This window comes from Erythrobacter sp. THAF29 (genome assembly GCF_009363635.1).
Taxonomy (GTDB): Bacteria; Pseudomonadota; Alphaproteobacteria; order Sphingomonadales; family Sphingomonadaceae; genus Erythrobacter.
This window is the reverse complement of sequence record NZ_CP045392.1, coordinates 1,661,667-1,686,903: the sequence shown is the minus strand read 5'-3', so window position 1 is coordinate 1,686,903 and position 25,237 is coordinate 1,661,667. Positions and strand designations below refer to the sequence as shown.

21 protein-coding genes are annotated in these 25,237 nt (G+C 56.5%); 1 reads left to right on the top strand and 20 read right to left on the bottom strand.

Annotated features, from left to right (window positions below; genetic code table 11):
* Window positions 1-28 precede the first annotated feature (28 nt).
* The 11 genes from FIU90_RS08165 to FIU90_RS08115 all read right to left on the bottom strand — a co-directional run bounded on the left by FIU90_RS08165 (window position 29) and on the right by FIU90_RS08115 (window position 16,160).
* Entirely contained in the window at window positions 29-2,368 is a 2,340-nt protein-coding gene (locus tag FIU90_RS08165) for a type IV secretion system DNA-binding domain-containing protein (protein ID WP_152434327.1), read from the bottom strand.
* Window positions 2,358-2,687 carry a hypothetical protein gene (locus tag FIU90_RS08160; protein WP_152434326.1) on the bottom strand — a complete coding sequence of 110 codons (330 nt, stop codon included), beginning with the start codon at window positions 2,685-2,687 and terminating at the stop codon, window positions 2,358-2,360. The genes FIU90_RS08165 and FIU90_RS08160 overlap by 11 nt, the downstream gene beginning before the upstream one ends.
* Before the next feature lie 648 nt (window positions 2,688-3,335).
* Window positions 3,336-5,342 carry an ATP-binding protein gene (locus FIU90_RS08155; protein ID WP_152434325.1) on the bottom strand — a complete coding sequence of 669 codons (2,007 nt, stop codon included), beginning with the start codon at window positions 5,340-5,342 and terminating at the stop codon, window positions 3,336-3,338.
* Window positions 5,339-6,550, bottom strand: coding sequence for a GIY-YIG nuclease family protein (locus FIU90_RS08150; RefSeq protein WP_152434324.1), 1,212 nt, complete (start codon window positions 6,548-6,550; stop codon window positions 5,339-5,341). The genes FIU90_RS08155 and FIU90_RS08150 overlap by 4 nt, the downstream gene beginning before the upstream one ends.
* The gene (locus tag FIU90_RS08145) at window positions 6,543-8,591 is read right to left on the bottom strand and encodes a DEAD/DEAH box helicase (protein WP_152434323.1); all 2,049 of its coding nucleotides are present in this window, start codon (window positions 8,589-8,591) and stop codon (window positions 6,543-6,545) included. The genes FIU90_RS08150 and FIU90_RS08145 overlap by 8 nt, the downstream gene beginning before the upstream one ends.
* Window positions 8,588-9,019, bottom strand: coding sequence for a hypothetical protein (locus tag FIU90_RS08140; protein WP_152434322.1), 432 nt, complete (start codon window positions 9,017-9,019; stop codon window positions 8,588-8,590). Before FIU90_RS08140 ends, FIU90_RS08145 begins: the two co-directional genes overlap by 4 nt.
* 148 nt (window positions 9,020-9,167) lie before the next feature.
* Entirely contained in the window at window positions 9,168-10,181 is a 1,014-nt protein-coding gene (locus FIU90_RS08135; protein ID WP_152434321.1) for a hypothetical protein, read from the bottom strand.
* Window positions 10,182-10,183: 2 nt separating this feature from the next.
* Complete coding sequence (locus FIU90_RS08130) at window positions 10,184-12,913, bottom strand: DNA methyltransferase (protein ID WP_152434320.1); 2,730 nt, start codon at window positions 12,911-12,913, stop codon at window positions 10,184-10,186.
* A gap of 152 nt (window positions 12,914-13,065) precedes the next feature.
* Complete coding sequence (locus FIU90_RS08125; protein WP_152434319.1) at window positions 13,066-14,244, bottom strand: site-specific integrase; 1,179 nt, start codon at window positions 14,242-14,244, stop codon at window positions 13,066-13,068.
* On the bottom strand, window positions 14,241-15,485 hold the full coding sequence (locus FIU90_RS08120; RefSeq protein WP_234029454.1) for a site-specific integrase: 1,245 nt from the start codon (window positions 15,483-15,485) through the stop codon (window positions 14,241-14,243). The genes FIU90_RS08125 and FIU90_RS08120 overlap by 4 nt, the downstream gene beginning before the upstream one ends.
* Before the next feature lie 453 nt (window positions 15,486-15,938).
* Window positions 15,939-16,160 carry a hypothetical protein gene (locus FIU90_RS08115; RefSeq protein ID WP_034953463.1) on the bottom strand — a complete coding sequence of 74 codons (222 nt, stop codon included), beginning with the start codon at window positions 16,158-16,160 and terminating at the stop codon, window positions 15,939-15,941.
* Between the two features lie 343 nt (window positions 16,161-16,503).
* Between FIU90_RS08115 and FIU90_RS08110 the strand changes: the two genes are divergently transcribed.
* Window positions 16,504-16,767 (top strand): DUF6437 family protein, encoded by a 264-nt coding sequence (locus FIU90_RS08110; protein ID WP_034953461.1) that lies wholly within the window; start codon window positions 16,504-16,506, stop codon window positions 16,765-16,767.
* Window positions 16,768-16,832: 65 nt separating this feature from the next.
* Here FIU90_RS08110 and FIU90_RS08105 read toward each other — a convergent pair whose 3' ends face one another.
* From FIU90_RS08105 to FIU90_RS08065, 9 genes are all read right to left on the bottom strand, one after another.
* A complete protein-coding gene (locus FIU90_RS08105; RefSeq protein ID WP_152434318.1) occupies window positions 16,833-17,231 on the bottom strand; it encodes a single-stranded DNA-binding protein in 399 nt (132 codons plus the stop codon).
* Between the two features lie 272 nt (window positions 17,232-17,503).
* Complete coding sequence (locus FIU90_RS08100) at window positions 17,504-17,773, bottom strand: hypothetical protein (protein ID WP_152434317.1); 270 nt, start codon at window positions 17,771-17,773, stop codon at window positions 17,504-17,506.
* Window positions 17,774-18,106: 333 nt separating this feature from the next.
* Window positions 18,107-19,039 (bottom strand): DUF2493 domain-containing protein, encoded by a 933-nt coding sequence (locus FIU90_RS08095; protein ID WP_152434316.1) that lies wholly within the window; start codon window positions 19,037-19,039, stop codon window positions 18,107-18,109.
* A gap of 271 nt (window positions 19,040-19,310) precedes the next feature.
* A complete protein-coding gene (locus FIU90_RS08090) occupies window positions 19,311-20,039 on the bottom strand; it encodes an RES family NAD+ phosphorylase (protein WP_152434315.1) in 729 nt (242 codons plus the stop codon).
* Window positions 20,011-20,388: an MbcA/ParS/Xre antitoxin family protein gene (locus tag FIU90_RS08085; RefSeq protein WP_152434314.1), complete on the bottom strand. Its 378-nt coding sequence runs from the start codon at window positions 20,386-20,388 to the stop codon at window positions 20,011-20,013. Before FIU90_RS08085 ends, FIU90_RS08090 begins: the two co-directional genes overlap by 29 nt.
* A gap of 39 nt (window positions 20,389-20,427) precedes the next feature.
* Window positions 20,428-20,856 (bottom strand): hypothetical protein, encoded by a 429-nt coding sequence (locus tag FIU90_RS08080; protein WP_152434313.1) that lies wholly within the window; start codon window positions 20,854-20,856, stop codon window positions 20,428-20,430.
* An 11-nt stretch (window positions 20,857-20,867) separates the two neighbouring features.
* The gene (locus FIU90_RS08075) at window positions 20,868-21,797 is read right to left on the bottom strand and encodes an ArdC family protein (protein ID WP_034953448.1); all 930 of its coding nucleotides are present in this window, start codon (window positions 21,795-21,797) and stop codon (window positions 20,868-20,870) included.
* Window positions 21,798-22,126: 329 nt separating this feature from the next.
* Window positions 22,127-23,578 (bottom strand): aldehyde dehydrogenase family protein, encoded by a 1,452-nt coding sequence (locus FIU90_RS08070; RefSeq protein ID WP_152434312.1) that lies wholly within the window; start codon window positions 23,576-23,578, stop codon window positions 22,127-22,129.
* 14 nt (window positions 23,579-23,592) lie between these two features.
* The gene (locus tag FIU90_RS08065) at window positions 23,593-25,227 is read right to left on the bottom strand and encodes a hypothetical protein (RefSeq protein WP_152434311.1); all 1,635 of its coding nucleotides are present in this window, start codon (window positions 25,225-25,227) and stop codon (window positions 23,593-23,595) included.
* Between the last annotated feature and the right edge of the window lie 10 nt (window positions 25,228-25,237).

The following is a 25,237-nucleotide window of genomic DNA, read 5'->3' as shown; positions in this document are numbered from 1 at the left end:
TGGCCCTCGTCCCCTCCCCGGTTGAGCGTCACATATCCGGATCGAAGTCCCCGTAATCGTGACCATGGTCCTGCCCCTGATCGGCATCGCGGCCCTGCTTCGCTGCACCGCCAAGAAGCGACTTCTGCTGCTCTTCCTGGAGCCTCTGGTCGGCCTTGCCGCGCGCGACCTGTGCTCGCTGATGCGCTGCGGGATCGGGAATGTCAGACCTCGCTGAAGGTGCATCCCGTTGCTCCTTGCCGCGTTGCTCCTCGGCTTTCGAAGACAGAGGAAGGTCGGATTGAGCCGGCCGCTGAGGGTCTGATGTCCCCCTTTCCTCTTGCGCATTCGGATCGCGACGCTTCCTTGTCTGGTCCGGTCGAGCCTGATCGCCCTTGTTGCTGCGACGGGTCCGGCGCAGTTCCTTTTTGTCTTCCTGGTCGGCTTTCTTTTCAGCGCTGTCGGAGCGATCGTGCGCGACCCTCAACCGTCGAGGATCACCATCATTGTCGCCTGTTTCAGAGGCTGCTCCGGCACCGCCACCTGCTCCTTCTTTGTCATCACCGTGGCGGGCCTGTGGTGGTAGCTTAGGCATATCCCGGGGAATGAAGCCTTCGGCCACCCGAGGCCAGTTGCGCGGTTCGAGGACCACGGGTGCCGCCGGAAATCCTTCGGGAAACTTGATGAAACCATGTAGGTTCTTGAGCTTCATCAGCTCGTCGGGAAGCAGCAGTGGGACGACCTGGCGCCGGGGCGTCAGGCTGACCGCATCGCGCGCATTGTTGTAGCCGTAGCTGTATCCTTCCTCCATCTCGCGAACCTCGCGGTGGCCGATAATATCGGAACACCAGGTGGCGGTCTCGCGGTCTGCTGTGCCGAGGATCAGCTTGGTTCGGGCAAGCGAGGACAGGGTCATGGCCATGTTCTCGCCGTAGACATCCTTGAGCTTGGCAAAGGCATGGATCCCGGTGACGATCGCGCCCCCGAAATTGCGCGCGGTCTGGAGGCCCTTCTCGAGCGAAGGCAGGCGATGCAGCGCGCCAAGTTCGTCGATCAGGAACCAGAGCCTGATGTCCCGCGAGCGCTGGCCCGCCATCAGCGTAATGATCGCGGTGTCGAGCCACAGGGTGAGCAGCTGCGAGAGCACGCTCATGTCGATGTAGCGCGCGGACAGAAACAGGATAGAGCGCGGTTCACCTGCCCCGTTGACCCACTCGCGGACCGAAAAGGGCGTCCCGTCTTCGGGCAGCATCTGGAGCGCCTTGGCGTTGACATTGAACACTGCACGCACCGATTCCGCCATGCGCGCCGCGCTCGGCGTGCTGATGGGACCGGCCATGGTATCTTCGACGAGACGGTGCAGATCGGAGAGATCGGCGTTCATGAGTTCGTGGGCGAGCGCGGCGTTGGTGCCCCGCCCTGCTTCGGCGAGCTTGAGACAGGTCTCGACGAACAGCGTGCGCGCGGCGAGCACCCAGAACTGTTCGGCGCCGCCCCCATCGTGCGGGACGAGGGACTCCGCTGCGGCATGGAATTCGGCACGCGTGGAGCAATCGTTGAACACGCTCCAGGCGGGGCAACGCGCGTCGAGCGGGTTGAGAATGATGTCGCGTTTGGGATCGTAGAAGGTTTCGACAAAGGCCCCAGTAAGATCGAAAATGACCGCACGTTCGCCCCGTTCACGGATCTCCCTGGTAAGCTCGGTTAGGACGACGGTCTTGCCTGTCCCGGTTGTGCCAACAAGCATCGCGTGGCTCTGCTCGAGGCGCCAAGGCCAGCTGACCCCTGCCAGATGCGCTGGAGAATAGAAGCCCGCATCCCGCAGCGAAGCCGACCCGGCCAGACGCCAGCGCCAGCCCAACGCATCGCCATACTCGCGGGCACGGGCATTGCGGTTGTGCGCGGCGATCTCCCGGTCAAGTCCACGCAAGGTAGCAAGCTCCGCCCCGCGCACATGCTTCTTCTGTTTCGACTTCTCGCCGAAGCGTTCGGCAACCCACCAGAAAAGCGCGAAGAGCGGCGCAAGAATGAACCCTGCAAGCCACAAAGCGCTGATGACCGCGCTCTGGAAAAGCGCGACCGCTTCGCGCATCGGCGGGTAATCGGTCACCACGGAAATGGGAAATGCGACGAGGCTCCCATCGGCCAGCTTGAGGTTCACAAGCTTGTCTGGATCGAACTCCATGAAGGCATAGCCAGAGGCATAGGCATGCATCCACAGGAGGTAGACCTGATAGTCATCTAGCGCGCTGCTTACGTCCCAATAGACCAGCCCGAGAACGACCAAGAGTGTCACGATCAGGGGCCCTTTGAGGCCCGCCGCAAACATGAAGCCGAAATGCCCGAGGAGCTGGCTGCCGCGGGTGAAGTTGACGAGATTATGCTTCATCGTCGCCTCCCATGGGTCGGGGTGCAACGATACCGAGGCGCTCCAGCCGGCGCTGGTAGGCAGCGACGGTTTTATCACGCAAGGTAGTGTCGGGATGATGCGTAAGCAGCGCATCCAATGCGACCGTGATGAAGATGTTCTGGCGGACCGGATCGGTCGCCGGAGTCCTCAGGTCAGCTTCGGTCGCGCGCTGCCAGGCATCGAAGATGCAATCGCAAACAACGATACTCGCGCTGACCCTGCGCTCGTCTGCTTGTTTCCTGATCCATTCGGCGATCAGGGGCGTGACATAGGTCACGAACCGGTGGTGTCTTTGCATTTTTCCAAGTTCCTTGTGTTCAAAGAACCTGGCTCACCCTTCGAAAGGCAAGTGCCACTCTAGGCCGCAGCACGGGGTGTAGGAAAACGGAAAATTCACAAACAATTGCAGGAGGCTAGATGGATCTGTGCCGACTCGGCACGGACGAGCGAGCAACTGGACCGCATCCGGCACAGAAGATGACATCGGCGAGATTTCGTGAATTCGCGAAGCATTTTAATGCCTTCCATTGCAGCACCCGCTGCGTACGGTGTGCTGTCAAGTTCCAAAGTGCGCGGGCGTTTCCGGCAACTTGGGGCAACCGTTCAATGCACTGAATTTTATATCTTATTTTTGGAGCGGGAGCAGGTGGGAATTCTTGAGACGATCCGAGATTCCTTCCGGATTGCCTTCGGGCTACCAAATAGCCTTAGTCGTCCGAGATTGGATGTGCTAATTTGACCGATTTCAGGTCAAATAGAGTCGCCTAAGTGCTTGGCAGTTTTGCTCCTGCTGCTGCTTTGTAAGCGTGCCCTTCTGCCACCAATTCCTCACCAATCGGGCCAACTTTCAGGGACAGCTGGACTGATTTCGGTCGCTCTTCGGGAAAGGCCTACCGGGCGCGAGCAGGCCTGCAATTCGAACAGTCTTGTCAGGAAACCTGCGAAGCTACTCGATGCCAAGCTTGTCGAAGAATATCTTGTTCCGCATCTCCGCATCGCGCAGCAGCTTGGTCCAACTTAGAACTTCAACATAGAGATTGATGTTTCCGAACCAGCGGAACCAACCCAAGCCATCAGGCATAGGCGTGAAGTCCTTTTCTCGCTCCAGCCAGTCTGAAACTTTCTTCGTGAGATCGCAGACCACGTATCCGTAGAAGGGAGTATTTGTGTTGACCAAAATGTCGCGATTCTGTGGCGTCTTGAACTTCCCGTCGCGTATTTGATTCACGTATCGGACTATCTGCTGAACTGGGTCATCTTTCGAAGACGGGTTCGCAAAATCGTCGCGCTGCGGCTTCTTGAACTCGAAAATTGTGATAGGGTTGCTTGCTTCGTTGTCACCACGAAATGCAACTCGATTGTTGAAGATCGTGATGTCGGTCCGGTCACCCCTAGGCTCGTTGATAGGCTTCTCCGACGAGATATATGCCGAGAAATTTAGCCTCTCATCAAGTATCCAAAGGTTGTGCGCCTGAAAGTCGATTTCATCGGAATCCTTTCGGCGCTGCATGATGATATCATGCACTTCGCCTTCTGACTTATGCTTCCCTTCATCATCAGCTTCTAGTGATTTGGCGAATATATCGAGCACACACTTCCGCATGGAAACATAGTGAATGAGATCGTTCTTGCTCGTTTCCGAGATGCTATCGATGACCTCGGAAATCTTGTCATCTAGCGCTACCCCATCACCAGCTTGAAGGATGGCGGAAACCTTCGCCCTCGTCGCCAACTCTTTTGCAAATTTCTTGCGTTGGAAATGCAGCTCAATTTCCTCATTGGAAGGTCGCATAGGAAGGTCGCTGAAGTCTGCTTCCGTACTTAGCGTTCGATGCCAAGGGGCTTGCTTGTCGACGTATTCAGCAATGCGAGCCTGCTTTCGCTTCTTCCTCTCGGCAATCTCATCGCCAACGGCCGATTGCGCAATTTCTGCGGCTCTCTTCTCGATGTCCCCTTGAGAGATCGTGCTCAACAGATCGGCTTCAGATTGAAAACGAAACTCCCCCCGTTCCAGTGAGACATTCTCGTTGAGGTAGTCACCAAAAACGTACGCTTTGATGACGAAGTTGCGCCCCTTTCCCTCCTCTTCTCCTGGGGAAGGTTCGAAAAACTCATCCGCGAATTCTGGGACGTGAGATTGCAACATCACTTCGGTGACTTCGCGACGGTGCGCTACCAGACTTATCTTGCTACGCGCTGCTCGCGGTGAGTAGAATTTGAAGACGCGGACGTGAAACTCCATGTCTTCGCCATTCGATGACAAAGTGAAACTGTTATCCTTGATCGGCATCTCGACAATTTGGCTGTTCTCTTTCCCGAGATAGTCGTTGAGCGATACAGGTGGGACAGCTGCGCCCTCATCACGAATAACTACACGCGGACACGGCTTCTCTGCGTCAACGAAGTAGGGAAGCAACCGCTCGACGATGGCTTTGCTGATCGTATCAATGCGTTTGTCGGGGAACTTGACTGATTTAATTCCGGATATCTCAACGGTCGAACCAGTGTCTCTGGCGTCCACCGTTTCCACTTTTTCCTGAATTATGATGTCGGTATCGAGACCCATAAGAAACGAGCGCTGCTTCGGGGTCTCGTCGTCGAGAAAAATGCTTCGAACTGACATCTTGTCAAAGTACTTGAGACAAGTGAAACGCCCGAAACCCTTTCCACCGTCGGCGACTTTTTTTTCCGTATAGACGGTATCAAATGCGTCGCGATTGTTTTGAGTGAAGCCGATTCCGTTGTCAGAAACGATAAAGCCATCAACGCCACGAACGCCTTCAATCAGATCCTCTTGCCCGTCACGTTTAATCTGAATTTCTACCAATCCCTCGCCATTCTTGCGTTCATCAATGGCTTGGATCGCATTGACCACCAATTCCACAAGGGGCGTGTAAACATTCGTGCCAGAGCGGATGTTCTCGACCAATCGCTTGATATTGATGTTGCTCATGGGCGATCCGTTCTTTCCTTCAGGCTGGCTGAAGTGGGGTCGTAAACGAACTCAGTGATCGTCCCATCTTTGATGCGCGCCACGGCTTCATCAATCACGAACCGAGGGACTAGGAACCACTCCTTCGGCACAACAGGTTTACCGAAACGGTCCTTGATTTCGATGTCGAGTTTTGCGGCACCGAACACCCGATGGATGACGCTTTCAAGCTTGGTCCGATTGATATTGAATAGCTCGTAAGTCGCGACGATCTCGACATCGGCCATGAGAAAGGTCGGGTCGATCTTGGCATTCGCAATGCGGCGCTCAACCTTTCCGCTCGTTACCCCGATTTTGTGAAGCACTTCGCGATGTGCCGCAACGGTCGGATGATCGGACTTGCTGCGCAGCACATAGATCGTGCCGCTCGCCTGGTCATCGTCGTCTTCGTTGTCGGTAAAGAGTGGGCCGGCAACAGGTTCAGTTATCCGCCTTCCTGCCTCGTCTTTATAGAGCGCCCTTTGAAGTGAGCGAAGCAACAGATTGCTCTCGGTTCCGTTGGAATAGATGACGCGAAGACGAGCGTCTGTTTCACCGTTAGGCGCTTTAATAGTTTCTCCCACCTCGGCGACGTAAACGGTCTGTCCACCCAGGATGAAAAGTTCACCTTGTTTGATGTCAGCCTTCAGGAAGCCCGCATCTTTCACGAACGGGCGAGTCTGGCGAATGCCGTCTTTGATTTCCCTTTGGACCTTCTCGAAGAGGGGCTGGAATTTCTCAAAGTCCTCGCATTTGTCGCGATTGGCAATTTCTTCGGCTGCACGTTTTTCAGCGCTAGAACGGACATGACGAAGCTCAGTGATGTCTGCCGTTTCGGCTTCCACACCTAGCTCAGCGAGAAGTGCATCATCGTCGAGTTCGTCAGCCTCGACTGGTTGCTCGACGTTGGTGGTGTCGATCAACCCTTGATGGTCCATCGGCTCGACAAGAGCACGGCACTCTTCTTGGTCTCGGATGCGCTCTAACCTGACGGCATACAGACGTTCGAAAATGTCATTGTCTTCGCCGTGCTGTGGGCGCTTGCCATGCTCTTCAACGAAGCGCTGAATTTCCTCAAAGCCTGCGATGATGCGTTCTTCGAGCGGAGTGCGAGTGGCAACCTTTTTGGCTTCTACCTCAACGCCTAGCTCTTCGAGGAGGTCATCGTCTTCCTGCGTGAAATTAGCCATTGGCAGCCTCGGCTTTCATGCGCGCAAGGAAGGCAACGCCTTCTGCCATTCTCTTTTCCCAAGCATCCGCTGAGGTGATCGAGGGCAAGCGTCCGCGTTCCTGTTTGAACTTCAGTGCGCGTTTGGCAAGGTCGCGAGCCTCCTCAGGAGTCAAATTGACCCGCTTGCCAGAGATGATTGAGGCAACCTGCTTCAGGCTATCCTCGCTCATCGTCTTAGCAAGAATAGCGTATGCTTCTCCGAAAGGATTGATGCGGTCGATGAGGTCGATGTCGAGTTCTCGCACGTCCATCGCGTATTTGCGCACGCCATCAATGAGAGCCGTATTACCTTTCTCCTCGTTGTCACCGCCGACGGCGATTTCCTTGGCCTTCTGAGTGAGATTAAGAGCTGCGATAGCGTGCTGGCGAACGGCCTCCTGATCCTCGTCATCAAGTTCGGGAAACTTGGCCTTGATAATCTTGCCCATGCGAACCTGAGTGAGCTCTTCGGGCACAAGCTCCTCATCAAAGAGTCCGCGTTCAATCGAGGATTTGTCCTGGACGAAAGCCGTGATGACCTCGTTGAGGTCTTCTCGGCAAATGCGTTCGGCCTCTTCGGATTTTGGCTCGGCGAGGCCTTTTATCTCGATTTGGAATGTTCCGCGCTCTTCGTTGAATCCGACATTGCAGTCATCGGGATCGTAGCCGCCCTCCCCATAGTCGAAGCCTTCGGTCGCGACGTTGGTGGGCTTCTTCGGCTTGAACTCGAATCGTGGGGCTAGAACCTGCTCCATCAAAAGGCTGGCAGCGATAGCTTTCAGCGTATCGTTGACGGCTTCCGTCACTGCCTCTTCCGAAGCGTCGGGCTCAGCAATCAGATTGGTGAAACGAGCGCGGGTTTTCCCTTCGGCATCGCGCGTTGCTCGCCCGATGATTTGAACAATCTCGGTCAGGCTGGCGCGATATCCAACCGTCAAAGCATGCTCGCACCAAATCCAGTCGAAGCCTTCCTTCGCCATGCCGAGAGCGATGATGATATCGACGTTATCGCGATTGTTTTTCTGCGCGGGGTCTTTGAGCGCCGCGAGCACTTTGGACCGCTGGCCTTGGTCGCTGTCATCGACAAGGTCAGCAATCTTTAGAACCTTGCCGTCTGAGGTATGGACGAGCTGGAAGCCTGTCTTGGGATCGGTTCCTTTCCACTCGCCAAGCTCGTCGATGATGTGCTCGACTTCGCGGTGTTTGTCCTTGGTGCTCTCGCGAGAATTGACGCTCGGGATGTGAATGATGGTCTTCTCGTCAGGATCGAGAACCTTCAGGATGTCATCGGCGTAGGAGCCTGAGTAGAAGAAATAGCCGATATCGAGTGTTTTCAGCCATTTGTAGCCGTTGAGCTGCTCATAGTAGGTGTAGGTGACGCTATCGAACTTGGCTTCGTCTTGCGGAGCGAGAACCGCCTCGGCATCGCCACGGAAGTATGAGCCTGTCATCGCAACAACGTGAACCTTGTCGCGCTCGATTAGCTCAGCGAGCTGAGCGCCAAGCTTGTTGTCGGGGTTGGCTGAGACGTGGTGAAACTCGTCCACGGCAATCAACCGATTGTCGAATGCCTCAACGCCGAACTTCTCTACCGCGTTGCGGAATGTAGCGTGCGGACAGACCAGCACTCGGGCATCGCTTTTCAGGAATGCTCCAACTGAATCTGCTTTACTGCCTTCTGTGCCAGGAGCGTTGCAGAGATTCCATTGGGGTTCGACCTTCCAATCTGCCCAGAATCCAAACTTGCTGAGGGGTTCGTCGGCAAAGCTCGACCCGATCGACTTTTCAGGGACGGTGATGATGGCCTGCTTCAAGTCCTGATTGTGCAATTTGTCGAGGGCAATGAACATGAGCGCTCGGCTTTTGCCCGACGCGGGCGGTGATTTAATGAGGAGATATTGCTCGCCGCGCTTCTCGTATGCCCTCTCTTGCATCGCCCTCATGCCCAGCTCGTTCGACTTGGTCGAAGCGCCGGTCTGGGCATAGGTTACTGATACCGAGGGGACGGATTGTTTAGTCATGCTACCTCAAATTCGGTGAGTTGCTCGCGCAGCCATGCGGGTGGCGATGGCCAAGAATAGGATCGGTGTTTACTCCACGATTCCGACTCATTGATACGCCCAACAGCATCAATACGATCAGCCATTTCGTCGTGTGGATAGACGTATACTCGATCGGCATGGATGAATGCGATGTAGAGGTCGCGACCAAGATACTTCCGGTCAATGGTCATACGCCCCTTCAGTTGGATTCGGTAAAAGCGCTCGCCATCATTGTGGTAGGCGATGAAATCTGCACCGAGCCAATCGTCTGAGAGGAGGATGCTGTTATAGCCGTACTCTGCGAGTCGGGCTGCAATCCTGTGAAAGTTGTAAGTCTCTTTCTGGCGCGAATTGAGCTTACCATAGTCAATTTTGCGCAGGGCCAGCGGTTTAATTGGATGGCTCATGCAGCTTCCTTCTCGCCAATAGTCAGGAGAAGCTTGGGGAGACTAAGGTCGAAACGGGACTGCATCTCACGCATGAACAGCTCTATCGACTTTGGCGAAGCGTCGAGCTGACCATGGTTTTTCGAGATCGTTGGGCCTCCCACCATAACTAAACCAACTCCCCGAAACGCCTGCCGCCACCCATCGTCTGAACATTTGCGAGCCGGTGCCCATAAACTAAATCGAACTCTTCAGCCTCAACCGCCCTTAAAAGGAACTCGCTGCCCTGTGGTTCGAATATGAGCACCTTACCGTCATAGACCCCAAAGCCGTGGTCTTCGGGCATGGGCAGCGTTAGCTTCTCCATCGTGTTGTCATTCTCCCGGTAGTTCTTCACCACCTTGGGACCGATCTCAGTCAAAAAATTGATCTGACCAATGAGCGTCGAATTGCCGATGGCAGCGCCGAAACCGAAAAAGTCACGGAATCCGTTTGGAGCGAAAATCTGGTTGCCAGGCCTGTGGTCACCTCGATTCTTAGTGACGTAGCCAGCCTCAATCCAAAAACCCTTAGATGGGGCGTGGGTCTCGTCCGGTCGGTTCTCATCTTTGTTGGAAACCAGCTCTGCCCTTCGGCTTTGGTAGGAAGGCAATATGGTATCCAAAGGGGTAGCGCCGTTCCAATGGTCTTCAAATACTGAGGCTACGGGCTGAACATAAGCGTTCATCTGCGCTTGATTTAGAGCGATGAATGATGCTCCTGCCTCAACACTCCGCCAAAGGCCATTGTATGAGAAGTTCCCAGACCCAAGCACCAAGCCATGGGAATGCTGAGTTGAATTCTCCAATATCATTGATTTGGCATGATAGTCTCGGCGTGGCGCAAAGCCTTCGCTATCAACCACATACTGGCCGTCAAAAATCCTAATCTCTGCGTTTGCTCTGTCAGCTATTGCCTCGAGAGCACGAGGATCGGACCTTCCATAGTCAATTCCGAAGAGCCAACGTGATGTAGTGGAGTCCCAAAAATCTTCTCCCACACCTAGTTCAAAGGTTCGGAAACCAGACTGTGTTGCATACGCGTAGCAACCGAAGACTCTGTCAGGAGAAAGTTCCTCTCTCAGTCTCAGGATTTCCGACAGTGTCGTAATTCCACCGGTGTGGTCATGGGCAAATCCATTCATAACTACACAACCTTACGATATAGAGAGAACAAGTTCTCAAGTCGGTCTGTGTCATTACGCATTCTCCGACCGAAAAATATCCGTTCTACAGCCTCGTCATTAGCCTGATGCGCCAAAAGCAAGTTCTCAGGCATCTTCCCTTGCTCATACAGATCAGCAATCGTGCTTGGAAAGTGTCGCTCGCGAGAAGTGAGGATTTCTTTTGCAGTTCTTATCAGATCATCACGGTTTTTATCTGTAAGCACAGGAACTGGAAAAGTATTCCACCCGAGAGTATTTGAGTATGAAAAATCGCTGCGCATGCGCACGCAAACCGTTCCAATCCAAACCCAATGAAGTCTGGACGCAATTAGAGCCAAATTCCAAAGGGGAGCATCGTAGAGCGCAAAGTTTCTGTCCCCAATGATGTAATCGGCCGTAACGAGATCGACCGGTAAGTAGTCGCGATTCTCAGACGAAACGCGAGGCACAACAATTGCAGAATGTCGTGCCGCACCTGCAATCTGCACAAAGCGGTGAGGCGATTCCGCAAAAAGCTGTGTCGACTTCGCTGGCGACTGACGTCTATTTTCTGCGACCAGCTCAAGTCGCTGCGCAATGAAGTCGCTTTGTCTGGCTAAATCAACCTCGTCGCCATTGATCCAGATGCAGTGCCTAATTTTCCCGTTGATCAGCTCGGCGGAACCAAGGAATTTGCGCACGAAGCGTTTCGCATTCGGATCAGCGCGAAGCTGCTCTGCCTCGGCGGTCGTAAGGAATAAATGACCTCCATCTCGAGGCATGTTGCCAAACAGCATTGGAGACTGCGGGCCTAGGGGCGTAGCTACCTTCGAGATAGTGTCAGACATGTTCGGGACCAGATAGGGCCCGATGGCATCGCATTCGCGGACCAAATCGCCGGGGCTGAAAAGGTGCTTTTTTCTGTTTGATTTTGCAGACAAGCCGATAATTATCACAGTCACCCCAGCGTTGTGGCTCGCAAGGTTTTTCCATGTAAACGGTGTGTGCGCGAAGGCGATTTCTTGACCACCTTTGCTCATGACGGGCCAAATCTCAGACGCCTGCTGGCCTTGGCAGATACTGTTGGTCGTCACGAATGCGGCCATCACGTCAGGTACGCTTTTCGCATATCTGAGATAGGCTCCTAACCATCCGGATACGAAGTCGGTCGTCTTTGCTAACTTCGGGTGATCGGACCAAGCTTTAGCAAGGTCGTTCTTTTGCTCCTCATCCTGCCATTTACTCCCGCGATACGGTGGGTTCCCACAGATATAGGTTTCACCGCCCTCATTCTCGAAATCGATTTGAGCCTGATCTAGTGGGGTATGAAAAAGGTCATCTGAGGTGTGCTTCACGCCAGTGCCGGTTGGAGGGCAAATACTCAGCCAGTCAAGGCGTAGAGCGTTTCCACAAGTGATCCAGTTCTGAGCATCCAGAGGAAGAAACTCAGCGAGAGCCTCTTTTTGCCCACGGTAAAGAACGTCGCACTGGTACTCGGCAATTATGAGCGCCAATCGTGCAATCTCGGCAGGAAAATCGCGCAACTCTATCCCGCGAAAATTTGTGAGCGGGATCTCTGTGCGTAAATCAATTTCGTCTCGTAGTTTGTTAATCTCGGCCTCAATCGCGCGCATTTCCTTATAGGCAATCACTAGAAAATTGCCTGATCCGCATGCTGGATCGAAGACCCTAATTTTCGACATGCGCTTTCTAAGGTTGAGCAATTTGATTGGGCTGTTGGCCGCGTCTTCTAACTTTTCACGAAGGTCATCGAGAAAAAGGGGATTGAGTACCTTCAAAATGTTCGGGACGCTCGTGTAGTGCATCCCCAATGCGCCGCGTTCTTCATCGTCCGCGACGGCCTGGATCATGCTCCCGAAAATATCGGGGTTAATCTTTTTCCAATCAAGATTGCCGATATTGATTAGGTAGGAACGTGCAATCTTGCTGAAGATCGGGACTTCCGTGCTTCCTGAAAACAGCTCACCGTTCACATACGGAAATTGGTTTGCGTAGCGCGGTATTTCGTTGGCCTCTCGCTCAGCACGCTCGCAGTCCATCGCACGGAAAATTCCGCCGATCACCTCATGGGTGTTGGAAGAGTCTCGCTCACTCATTTGCTCGATGGTGCGCGTAAAAAGGTGTTCGCCCTCGAAGATGTCAGTGTCCTCGGCGAAAAAGCAAAAGATAAGACGTGCCATGAAATGATTCATGTCAGGGCGGCGCTCGTCTGTGTCCCAATCGGGATTGTCTTTCAGCAGCTCCACGTAGAGACGGTTGAGCCGTCCGGTTGCCTTGATGTCGAATGAACTCTCGCGGATTTGCTTGACCGTTGTGATGCCAGCGAGCGGGAGTAGGAAACCGAAATGGTTGGGGAAGTCTGCGTATTCGCAAGCGATAGGCGCTTCGTCGCTTCCTACCTCTTCGGCTTGGAGCGTCTCGCCGTCGGTTGCGAGAATGAACTTGGCACGAGCACTCGCCGTCTGGGGGCTTTGCCGTAACGCCTGAAGTGTCGCGTCTACCTCGCCAAGTTCGCATGTCGCAATGTGAATATTGTTGCGCTGTAGCACCCCGCCCTCAAGGTCGGAACTATTCGACGCGCCTGAGCGAAGGCGCTTAACGGTAGTGGCTTTATTTCCGAATGCAGCAAGGAATTGGAAGGGGAATTCAGTCTTGTCAAAAGGCTGTTCCGCTAGCTCCGATATCGCTTCTTCAATTTCGACCGCATTCATCTGCTATTTCTAGTCTTTCTAATTCAGCAATAGATGCGCCAGCATCTCCTTGGTGACTAAAGCATATTCCGTGATTCGACTCAGCAGCCAGAATCTTTGCATTCGAGGTTATCCACACGGTCGCTGCTCGCACGGTTGCTCTTGAGAACCTGTCATTGTCGAGATTGAGGTTGGAAAGCAATCCTCCCGCCAATCTCACTTCCGATCAGGTCTGACATCAAAAGTAGATGCGCGTCATCCAAATGAGCGTAACGTGCGGTTGTTGAAGAGTTGTTGTGGCCCAGCAAGCGCCCAATCATGGGCAGTGTCTCGGATGAACGAGCAGCGAGGCTCGCGTAGTTGTGCCGCAGGTCGTGTAATCTCACGTCCTCGATGCCCGCTTCGACCCTCAGCATGCGCCAGAACCAGTCGATTGCAGAGACGGGCAGCACATCGAACTGGAAGACGCGCTCATGGCTCCTTCGGCGCGGCAAGCGATCAATGACTGCCCTCGCCTCTTTGCCAAGCCATACGACACGTGGCCCAGTCTTTGAATCGGTCAGCTTGAGCTTACGGCCCTGAACCTCGGCCCAAGTGAGATTGAGAATCTCGCCGCGCCGACACCCAGTCAAAGCGAGTAGCGAGATTACCGCAACCTCGTTAGGCCTGTCCGCACGATGCCGTGCTAGCGCATCTCCAAGACGTGTCATCTCGTCTTGGCTCAAGAAGCGTTCGATCTTCCGCCCCTTGTTGCGCTTCACACCGCGAAAAGGGTTGGAGTGCTCTGGTAGATAGCCCCATGCTTCGGCCTTCCCGAACATCGCTTTTAGGATTTCCATCGCGCGGTTGGCCGCGCCCGGTCCTGCCGAGCGCGTTAGCGTCGCGTGCCAGCGCACGGCATCAGCATGGCTGATCTCGTCGATGAACTTTCCGGCGAACGCATGTTCCAAGTGCGTTCGCCGGTAGATGTCATGTATCTCAAGAGTGGATGGCTTCCAGGTCGGAGCTGCCACTTCCCAATAGTGCCGGAGAAAGGAAACATAGGTCGGCGTCTTCTTCCCGCGTTGCTTCTTGTCCGCCGGATTCTGGCCCAGTTCGACCCTCAAGATGAGACGACGTGCAACATCCTTGGCGACCCGCTCGGTCAGAATAGCAGCATCGCCTATGGTGATGAGTCTTTGCTTGCCGCCCATTGTGCGCTGAAGAACGTAACTCTTCTTGCCTGATGGATGGATACGCTCACCAAAACCAGGAAGGACGTAGTCGAACTTCGTGCGGCGCTTTCCAGCATCACCCGGAACGATGCGCGCCAGCTCCTCGGCAAGGATGCGCTTGAGATCATAGCTAGTCATGCGGTCATCCCCATCGAGTTTGCGAGGCTGGAACAGATGCGGTCGGCGCTTTCAAAAATCACCTCGTCGGCGAGGTGCGCATATCGGGCTGTCGTTTCAGGAAGCGCATGGCCGAGCAGCTTGCCAATGGTCGCGAGCGGAATGCCTTTCGAGATGGCCACCGAGGCGAAGCTGTGCCGCAAGTCGTGTAGGCGCACATCGGGCAAGGCAGCCTTGCGCCTGATCTTCTCCCAGTGCTGGCCCAGGTTGATCGGCACCTCACGATACATTGCCGGGAACACGAGCTGATCGTCTCCGCGCCGTCGCAGCGCATCGAGCACAGCGATTGCCTGCGGGTTGAGGTAGATCGTCTTCGGCCCCGTCTTGCTGTCAGGCAATGCGAGGCGCGGCAACTGGACGTAGCGCCAGCGCAGTGTCGCAATCTCTGAAACCCGTGCGCCGGTATAGATTAGCATAAGGAGAGCTGGGACTACGTACTGATTGGCACCGTCGTGTTCTGCCAGCACCTTACCGACTCTTCGATATTCATCGGCTGAAAGATATCGTTCCGGCAAGTCCCGCTTGAAACGAGAGACACCGCAGCACGGGTTGGTGTTCTTCTCGCGATAGCCGAGTTTCTCGGCATATTGCATCATAACCGACATGACCGGGATGCTTCGATTGAAGGCTCCTCCCACGTCAGCCATGCTGTCTCGCCAACGATTGATGTCCGCGCGTTCAATCGCATCAACACAAAGCGTCCCAAACCGTGGGATCAGCCGCTTGTCGATGTAAGCCCGCGATGCGTCGCGCGTTGAATGCTTCCAATGCGGCGAATAGTCGAGCCAAAACTCCTCAGCGAACTCTGCGAAGAGCGGAGCCTTCTGCCTCTCCGGGACGGTGGGAAGATCGGCAAGCGTTGCTTCGATGAGCAATCTGCGCGCGGCAGCGCGCGCGGCGGGAGCGCCCAGCGCACCTGCCGCCACTCCCGCGCTTCCCAGCGTCACCATTCGCTGCACGCCTCGCGGCCTGTGCTTCACGATCCAGGTGAGATGTCCTGACTTTCGCTTGCGAAGTCCGAAGCCGGGAAGGTCTGTATCCCATGTGATGCCGATAGGAAGCGACTTTCGCCGGGCAACATGGCCGGTCAGTTTGAGACGGTGGGACTGCCTGCGACGGGATACTCCTACGCCTTGGCTACCACCTGATTGCTCGGCCCTTCGATTAAGCAACACCTCTGTTTCTTCGCTCTTTTTTGCCATCCCATGCAGCTACCGCTGCGTACGGTGTGCCATCCCTCTACAATTGCGCGGGCCGACCCAGAAATGATTGCGGCTCTCTGATCGTGGGGCTTGGCAATCCTTGCCAAAGGAGCGTGAGCAACCTTTCGCACGAACCGGTGCCTGCGAGCGGTCATGTCGAAGCTACACCCTCAACAAGAGGCAGCACCTGCGCAAGAGGGACCGGCAAAGGACCAAGTGTGAAGCGGCGGGAACGGGACCTGTCGGTCCTGCCGCGCGCGCTGGTCCGACCCGGTCGCGGTGCGCAAGTGCGTGCGGGGCCCGGAACAAAGACACCGCGCCCGCAGGAGCACCGCCGCAGGTGGTGCGGGACCGAGCGCGTCACCAGCCCCGCTCCACATCCCGCCCTCCTCTTCCACCAGCGAACACGAAAAAAGGGCAGGAACCGTCACCGGCTCCCGCCCTATTGGACGCTCAGAACTCGTCGAGCATTGCGCCATGCACCGTGTGCACCACACGGCTGGCCAGATGTGCTGGCAAGGCGTTGTAGTCACCTTCGTCGAGAGCGAAGTATCCAAGGTCGTCATCCTCGACGACGTGCTGGTCGAAGAAACTGTGCAAGGCCCGCTGTTCGGCAGTGGCGAGTGCTTCAAAGTAGCTGTTCGAATTCGATTCAATATTGCCAAGTGTAGTCATGATTTCCTCCTGATGTCTGTCGGTGAGACGACAGGAGGAAGGCGGATGGGCACGGTGCCGGCGGGTCAGGGATCGCCCATAGGGGCGACCGCGAAGCGGCGGTGGGGGCAACGATTTTGTTGGACCGCAGCGCAAGCGAAGGGAAGTCAAAATGGTGGGGCCCCGCCGTCCTTGACGCGTCGGTGCCAGGCCCGTCATCCTTGAAAGTCCGTGAGCCAGGCCCCTCCCCCGCCCGATAAAAGCGCCCGTGCCAGTCATCTGCAAAAGGACTTTCCTACAGGGTCTGGCCTGTTCCATTGGAGCCCGTGGGAGGAACGCGAAAGGGGAGTAAGGACGGACTCCAATGCCATCGAAACGAAGCGCTGTAGCCGCACTCCAGAAGCTGGAGGCTGACCGGCTGGCACTCGACCAGCGTCAGAAAGAACTCGAACAACAGGCGGCTCTTGAACTGGGCCATGTGATCCTCGGAACGGGCCTCGAAACGTTCTCGAAGAAAGGCCTGGCTAAAGCGGCCGTGGAGCTCGCAAAGCTGGGGGAGGATGAGGCGTTGAAGCGGCTGGGTGCTTCTATATCTTCTCCTCGCTCTCAACAAACGCCTGTGAAGTAGAACGATGAAAGGGGTCCTGTCCGGCTTGGACAGGACCCCTTCGGGAGAGAGATCGACGAGAGAGTTCAGTCGATCTCGGGAGCATCCTTGTTGTCGTCGTTCTCGCCGGAGCCGTTGCCGCGCGAGAGGAAGTCGACCTTGTCGGCGAGGATCTCGGTGCCGTAGCGCGTGACCCCGTCCTTGTCTTCCCACTGGGTGTAGTGGATGCGGCCCTGGACGCTGACCAGCTGGCCCTTGGTGCAGTACTGCCCGACGGTCTTGGCGAGGCCGTTGAAGCAGGTCACCCGGTGGAACTCGCTTTCCTTGGCGGTGTAGCCATTCTCGTCCTTGTAGGTCTTGCCGTCTTTGTCCCGTGCAGGGCGATCGGTGACGACGGTGATCCCGGTGACATTGGTGCCGCCCTTGGTCTCGCGAGTTTCCGGATCGCGGGCGATGCGGCCGGTGAGGATTGCGATATTGGTCATGGTTGTATTCCTTCAGTTCCTCAAACCGGAGACCATCTCCGGCTTGCGAACATCTGAAAGAAGCAGGGCATGGGAGGACTGCACCGCAGGCCTGAAAGGCCGAAGGGAAACCTGTTCATGACGGGTGGTGCGGGCAGGCGCGCGAAGCGCGACAACACGGCCGTCAAAGGAACGGGTTGCGGCTCCTCAGCTGACCTGGTTCAGGACTGTTCGCGAAGAAAGCCGGATGGGTATCGGGTGCGGGTCTGAAGGGTCATATGATCCCGCTGCAATCAGCTTTCGCCGTCCCTTTCCGATGCCGCCAGGATATCCATGAAGTTGCGGGCTGCTTCCCGGTCTTCCTCGTTCTCGAACGCCACATCGAGGTCGGGGGCGGACCCGAACATGTGCAGGAACGACCACAGTGCAAAGCGCTTGCCCCTGTCCTCTTCGAGGCCGAGGTCGACCCGGCAATGCTCAATCCCGGCTGCTAAAGTGTCGGGTGATATCTCAGCTATATTGGTCGAGGCAAAGTAGCGAAGGAGAAGATCATCGAGTTGCATTGGCATTCTTGTAGCTTGGTAAATCAGATGCGGGAACGATAAGTGCCGCACCGCTGCAATAAACAAGCGTATCCATCCACAAGGGAGTGGCTTCAGAGACGCTCAGCTATCCCGCGATGAGCAACGAAGTTGTTCCAAAGCGTACCTATGCGGGCCTGTCGTAACCCTACAATCGACTCAGAGACATCAAGTGCTTTGAAAGCTTCGCGACCCGAAGGGCTCGGAGCAGCAATGCAATGAGTTCTCTCCTTGTGGGCGGCCTCGAGATGGGCCGCCCTTTTTTCTGTTGAACGGGAGTTCATTGGCGAGAACGGCCAGAGAACTCCCGCGCGTTCAAGCGGGGCTGATGCCCAATGGCCCGCGACGATCAACAACCGTGATGCGCTGCTTCTTGGCCTCGATCACCAAGCGTTCGGTCACGCCATTGCCCGGAAATGCCACCACGTAGCGAGGGTTAAGACCGAGCATTTGCTCGTTGCGCTTGAATCCTGCGCAAGCCCCGAGACGGCGTTCAAGCCCGAATGTCAGCTGCTGCACTTCGTTACGCTCGGCCCAGGATGCAGCCAGTCTGTCGGCTCCCTTACCGTCGCCTCCGTGTACGAGAAAGAGATCTGGAACGACCTCGCGCACCTTGTCTAGCGTAGCCCAGATGTTGGCCGCGTAAGTCTTGGCGTCGGCCTCGCTTTCGAAGCGGTTGCGACCACCGGCAAACACGACCGGAGTACCCTCGGGTGCAAGTGCAGCCTGACGACGTTCCTTGCGCACGCGCAGGAAATCGCGGGCATCGATCACAGCCGAAGTCATGTTCTTCAAATGGCGCGCACGCGATCCCGATACGGGCTTCCACGAGGAACCGGTTTCGTCGCGATAGAGACCAGCTGCAACCTCACGCATCTGCTCGAACGCAAACATGCTGGCTTCAGCCGACTGGGCGCGCAGGGTCTGCTCTTCGAGGTTCGACGAATGCACTTCGGAGCCGTCGGCGGATGCCAGAAGGGCGCGGATTTCATCCGAGGCCCGGTCCACCTGGGCCAACTTGCGGCTGGCGGCGCGGTGGAAGAGATTGACAAAGCCCCAGGCGAGATCCTCAGCGTCAGCTTCGAGCGCGGTGTCGGCAAACAATGCGAAGAGATCGGACCAAACCGCTCCGAGCGTGTGAGACATGGCGTCCTCGCAAGGGAAGTCGGCCTCGTTGAAAGGGGCAGGCGTGATCGAGAAGCCGGATAGATCGAGACCGGCAAGCTGGCTGGCGAAACTGTCATACATCTGAGTAGTCCTCCTGAGACCGGCGAATGCCGGCAGAGGAATTTCCGCGCGGGCCTGTTCGCCGTGCCCGACAAGGACCGGGACAAGGGAACGCCGCACCGCGGCAGCGGGAAACCCCGCAAGGCAAGGCTGGCGCGGGCCACACGGGCCGCAGCCTTGCGCGGGTTGCGGTGGGACCTGACCGGTCCAGGGCACAAGGACCAGCGAACAGGCTCGCGCGGGATAGTGTCGGAGTGGCGCTGGAGTTGTTTGGGAGGAATCCCGGATCGGTTCAGGAGCGCTCCAGAAGACCGAATTGTCCCGGCGTAAACGCAAGCACTTCTGCATGGGGGAACGCTGCGATCACGGTCAGCCGATCACCTTCGTGGCGCAAGTGCCAGCCCCGCCCGTGAACGGGTTCCGATTTCGCGAAACCGGCCGGATCGAGCAGTGCGAGATTAATACCGTCCGGGTCCCGCGCGGAGCGCGCGCGGATGGCCTGACCGTCCGCCTCGCGCACCGACGCAGCAAGGTCCTGGCAATGCGAGTAATCGTCCGGGTCAAGCCATCGCTTGGCATTGGCCTCGAGCGGCGGTCTGGTCGTATCGGTCAACCGCGTGACCGATACGGCTACGCAAAAGCTCAGATGCTCGATGGTCCGATTGCCGGGAACGAACCCCGGCGAGCGGCTGTAGAACTTGAGCCGCCAGTAGGCGGTCTCGGTGATAGCGGTGCCTTCGGCTTCGCTTGCGTAGAAGATCCCGGGTCGCTCGTTTGCGCGGCGAAAACGGCTGGCAACCGTGTGGCCATAGCGAAAGGGTGAAGCAAGGAGATAGTGCAACCCGTGCGCGGACTTCGGCAAGTCCGGCTTGGCGCTATCTGCCAGTTCTTCAAGCCGCTGTTGCTCGCCAAGGTCGGAGGTCAATCGATTGGTCGAGATGCGATGCTGTGCTTCGACTACCCGCCATACCGTCCGGCGGTAGCGGCGGAACTCAGACGCGAGCGCGGTGGGCGTCCACATAGTCGCAAACGGTGATGAGACCCTTGAAGCTGTCGACGAGATCGATCGGACGCGCATCGAGATCGAGATTGGCGGTCGTCAGCCACGCGCGCGCAGACATGTCGTCGCTCCCGAGCAGAGCGTCGAGCGAGCGGAACAGTCGCAGGAGGAACTGAGCAGCTTCGAAAGACTTCGATTGAGGGTCGAGCTGGGCCTTGCCCGAGCGCAGGCGTGAGGCGGTCGATTCCGATACACCGAGGATTGCACCAAGCTTGGGATTGGTGAGGCCCCAGAACTCGGCGATGCGCGCGATAGCAGAGGTGAGGACCTTGCCATCGTCGGGCTGCAATTCGAGTGGCTTCGTCGCCATAGCCTGTCCTTTCATGTGCAAGATATACACAATTGTCCCTCAAATGCAAGATTTCTGGCGTTCGAAGATCGCCTCTCCGTTCGAGAAACGCCCGACCATTTTGAGTTCGCCGAACATTCGTTCGAAACGCGGCGCCACTTGGGCGATCCAGTGGCGCGCACGGGCCGCGCGCGGGTGAGAGAAGTCAGCTTCCCAAAAGCGAGCATCATCGCGAGGGGCGAGCCAGATCGCGGCAAGCCCGCAATAGGTCGATATCCCGCAATCGGCGAAGGCGTTGCGCAGAAGGATACGGTCCTCGCGACCGCGCCATCCATCGAAGGTCTCGAAGGATGGAAAGGCTGCCTTTGTGGTATCGATGATCTCGTCGACGAGGCACTCATAGACCCAGTCCGCATCGTCGTCTTCGCCGTCATCGAGCAGGCGAAAGGCTACCAATGAGCCGGTCGGATAGCTGACGGAACGTCCCATCTCACCGCTCCTTAGGCTGCACTAGCCAAATCGACGTCGGTCTCGCCTTCAGTTGATTGGAATTCACCCAGTTCGAGCAGCAAGGTGGCTGCCTCCTCGGCCTTTGCTGCCGCGGTCAGGATCGCGCGCTCGTCCGATTTGAGGATCTTGAGCCAAGACGCGATATAGCTCGCATGATGGTCGAGGTGGGTGACCGGAAGGCCCAGTTCAGCGCCAAGAATGGCAGACGATAGCTCGGCGATCAGTTCTTCAGCGGCATAGGCATCGCTACCGAAGCGGTTCTTGAGATCGCGATCGAGCCGCGAGGAATGCCCCGTCCAGTGCGACAGCTCATGCGCGAGTGTCGCATAGTAGTGGTCATAGGCTTCGAAGAGTTCAACAGGCGGCATGGTGACGCGGTCGCGCAGCGGCTCGTAGTATGCTTGCGCGCCGTGATGCCGCAGGTTTGCCTCGATCCGGGCGAAGAAGGCATCGAGCCGCTCTTCGCGGCCTTCGGGCTCAAGCGCGGCAACCAGAGGCTTGGGATGGTAGAATTCGGAAAGGCCATCGCACTGGTCGGCGTTGAATACCGAATAGGCCTTCAGCACGCGACGGTTCTCCGTGTCCTGCCCGCCGTCAGCGGTTTCAACTTCCTTTGTGTAGCTCTTGTAGAAGATCGCGATGGTCGACTTCTCGCCTTTGCGGACCTGACCACCGAGCTTCTGACTCTGGCGGTATGTCATCCAGTAGGGAGAGGTGTATCCGCAGGCATCGGCCACCATACACAACCAAAAGGTGTTCATGCCGCGATAGGGCGTCCCGCAGCAACGCAAGGGGCGCGAAACCGGCAAGCCACGCCACGGCTTGACCCAGGGCTTGGTGCCCTCTTCGAGCTTTTCAATGATGGCGGCAGTGATGCGTCCGGCTGGAGAAACTGAAGCGGTGCGGCGGGACTTGGTCATCGATCGTCTCCTGATCACCGGAACGGACGTGTCCGGGTTCAGGAATCAGGAAGCTCACTCTCCTCTTAGCTTCGATGTCGGCTTTGCGCCCCAGTATCGGACGTTCAGGCACCGTTATCCTTGAACAGAAAGCAGACTGAATGCGATAGAGATTTTTACGAAATGATTGTGCCATTTTGCGCCACGCAAGAAAAACTGATCTATCGTATTCACTCGCGAATAAGGATCGCCGCCCTCCAAATCATAGTTATGAGCCTTGAGGCCCATCGGCGCAGTACTGGTTTTGCATGACCCAACGTCCGGTATTGGTTAAAAACGGAAGCCATACTTTAAAGCAGCTTTTTGAAGACGCCCAAAAACTTGCCGGTTTTGTTGGAATAAGGGGGCAGCAATTGCCCCAGCATGTTCACACCGGACTGCCGAAAAACCGGTTTGAAGTGGGAAAAGCGCTCGAAGCTGGATGGCCCGAGATAGCTTCCGATGCCGCTATTGCCGATCCCGCCGAAAGGAAGGCTGCGCTGGAACACATGCATCACGGTTCCATTGAGTGTGACGCCCCCGGCATGAGTTTCTTCGAGAATGGCTTGCCGCGCGCGATTGTCCTTGCCGAAATGATAAAGCGCCAGCGGTCGTTCGCCCCGGTTGATGTATCGGATCACGTCCTCGGCTGAGCGATAGGGCATGACCGGCAGGATCGGCCCGAAAATCTCTTCCTGCATCAGCGCCATCTCGTCAGAAACATTCAACACGGCCTGCGGAGCCATCCGGTTGCGGTTGGGGAATAGCCCATCGCCATCGCCAGCAAGATTGATGATGGTGGCACCCTTGCTGCGCGCATCATCCAGCAGGCCGGTCAGGCGCTGATACTGGCGCTGATTGATAATGCTGGTGAAATCGGCATTGTCTTCGATGTCAGTGTAGCAATTGGCCACCCGTTCACCCATCTGCTCGACAAAACTGTCCAGCATGCTCTCATGAACGAAGGCATAGTCCGCCCCGATGCAGGTCTGTCCGGCATTGAGGAGCTTGCCGAATACCAGGCTCTCGCACACTTTGGGAAGCGATGCGGACGGATCGATGATAACCGGACATTTGCCGCCCAGCTCAAGCGTGATCGGAGTGAGATTGGCGGCTGCGGCTGCGGCCACCTTCTTGCCGATCATGGGTGAACCGGTAAACAGAAGATGGTCGAAGGGCAGCGACGTCATATGGCCGGCCAGCTCAGCCTGACCCAGAACCACCGCCAGTTCTTCTTCGGAAAAATACCTCGCTGCCAGCCGCGCCATCGTCTCGGCTGAGCGTGCGGATACCTCGCTAGGCTTGGCGATGATGCGGTTGCCCGCAGCCAGTGCCCCTGCCGCTCCGGCAAAGACTGTGCCGTAGGGGTAATTCCAGGTGCCCAAAATACCGACAACGCCCAGCGGTTGGGGGTGCAGATACGATTTTCCCGGCTTGCCAAAAATGTCTGTCTTGACGCGGCGTTTCTTCATCCATCTGCGCAAATGCCGCCGCGCATATTTCACCTCGGACAAGACCAGCATCATGTCGGTTAATACAGTTTCGTGGCGGCTACGAATGCCGAAATCAGCCGCCGCCGCCTGGATCATCTCCTCCTCATGCGTCTCGAACATGGTGCCGAGCCGGGCGAGAAGATCCATCCGCTCTTCATAGCTGCGCGATACACGCTCACGAGTTAGCGCTTGCTGCGTTTCGAACAGGCGCTGAAGCTCGGATGGCGAGGTTTCGGCCCCGCCGCTGCCTTTTGCATCACCATCTGTCATCAGCATCGTTCCTGCTATTTGTCCTGATTGCCCTCATCGGTTCTGATCCGCATTGTGCCGAACAGGCCGCCCAGCACGATATCGCCGCCCGGGAGCATGCTGATGACCGAATAGGCGCCATTATAGGCCTGGCTCTTGCCCATCCGCAGGCGTGTGACGACTTCGCCGCTGTCCCAGTCAACGCCGGTCACTTCCCATTTTCCATCGACAAAACCGTTGACATAGGCTTGGTTTGAGCCACCTGAAATCATCGGAACGGTTGACGGGCTTGCGAGATCGGGATTGGCCCAGGCGCGTATCCAGCTGTCGCTTTCGGTATCCCATTGGAACTTTTCTGCCCCGGTTGGACCTTCGCGCGTAAAGCCGGATGTCACGACATTTTCCAGCATGGTCGGCAGTGGTGAAGGCAGTGTGTTGTTCACCACCATCGCGCCATAGCCATAGACTGCGACAGATTGTTCAGACTGCGCGCGTTCCAGATTTTCCTTGCCGAATGTGACTTTCATCTGGTCGGCAATACGGCGTGATTTGGTACCCGGTTTCTGCTCGAAACCTTCAGGGATGTCGTCGCGCCAGAAGGCGACCATATTCATGACTTGCTCACCATCGGTAATGACGACGAGCTTGTCTTCCTCACCGCCGAAACCCATCAGCGAGGGTGTCGAGCCCGAGCCATTGCCCAGGCTGACACCGCCCAGCTTGCCTTCGAAGCTGTCATATTCGGATGACCACGCGCCATTGCTGTCGGTATGCAATTGCGTGCCGTCCCACACCATTTTGTGCATGCGCTTGTTGGAAAGCACGTAAATGCCGCCATCCTTGTCAATCGCGATGCTATTGGTGACGCTCTCCTCGTCAGCCAGGCGGTGGATGATCGGATCGCCCTCAAACTCGCGATCAACCACGGCCACCACACCGCCCATCGTCACCATGACTATCATGCCATCATATGTCATGCCCAACCCGAATACGGCATCGGGATCTTCCATAGTGGGGTTGAAATACTCCGTGGGCAGGCGGAAGCGCGCTTTCTCGACCATCGGAGAGCGCGGATTACCGGCTTCCTCATCGGCGAAAACCACCACATCATTGTTGACCACGGTGTAGAAGTTCCCGTCACGGTCAGAGATGTTGTAGATTGCCGCACGGGCAACAACCTGTTCGACATAGCGCGGGTATTCTGCGTTGAGAAATTCGAGAATTTCCGCTTCGGTTTCCGCTTCATCCAGCCGCGCGACGGTTTTGGCCACGTCCTCGGCTGACATATGCGGCTGGCCATTGATCGGTGTTTTGGCGATCAGTTCATATTTGCCGTCATTGACCAGAATTTTTGCCACCTGATTGTTGTTGGTGGCGATGATCACCTCTTCGCCGGACTCATATTTGGGCCCCTGAAGAATGGTGAGGTTGACCATCCCTCCGGCAACACGCTGAATCTGGCTTTCATCAAGCTCGTGAATGCCACGCGGCCCTTCGAAAGACAGCGAGTCCTGCTGTGCAGGGCCGAAATGGGTTGTGGCCAGTTCACTATCGACCAGAAACGGGTTCTTGGACGGCATTTGCGGGCTGCTGACCTCGGTCCCGCCATTGCAGGCCGCAAGAGCGAGCGTGAGTGGTAGCAGGGCGGTGGCGTTCAGGTGCATCTTCATTTCAGGTTCT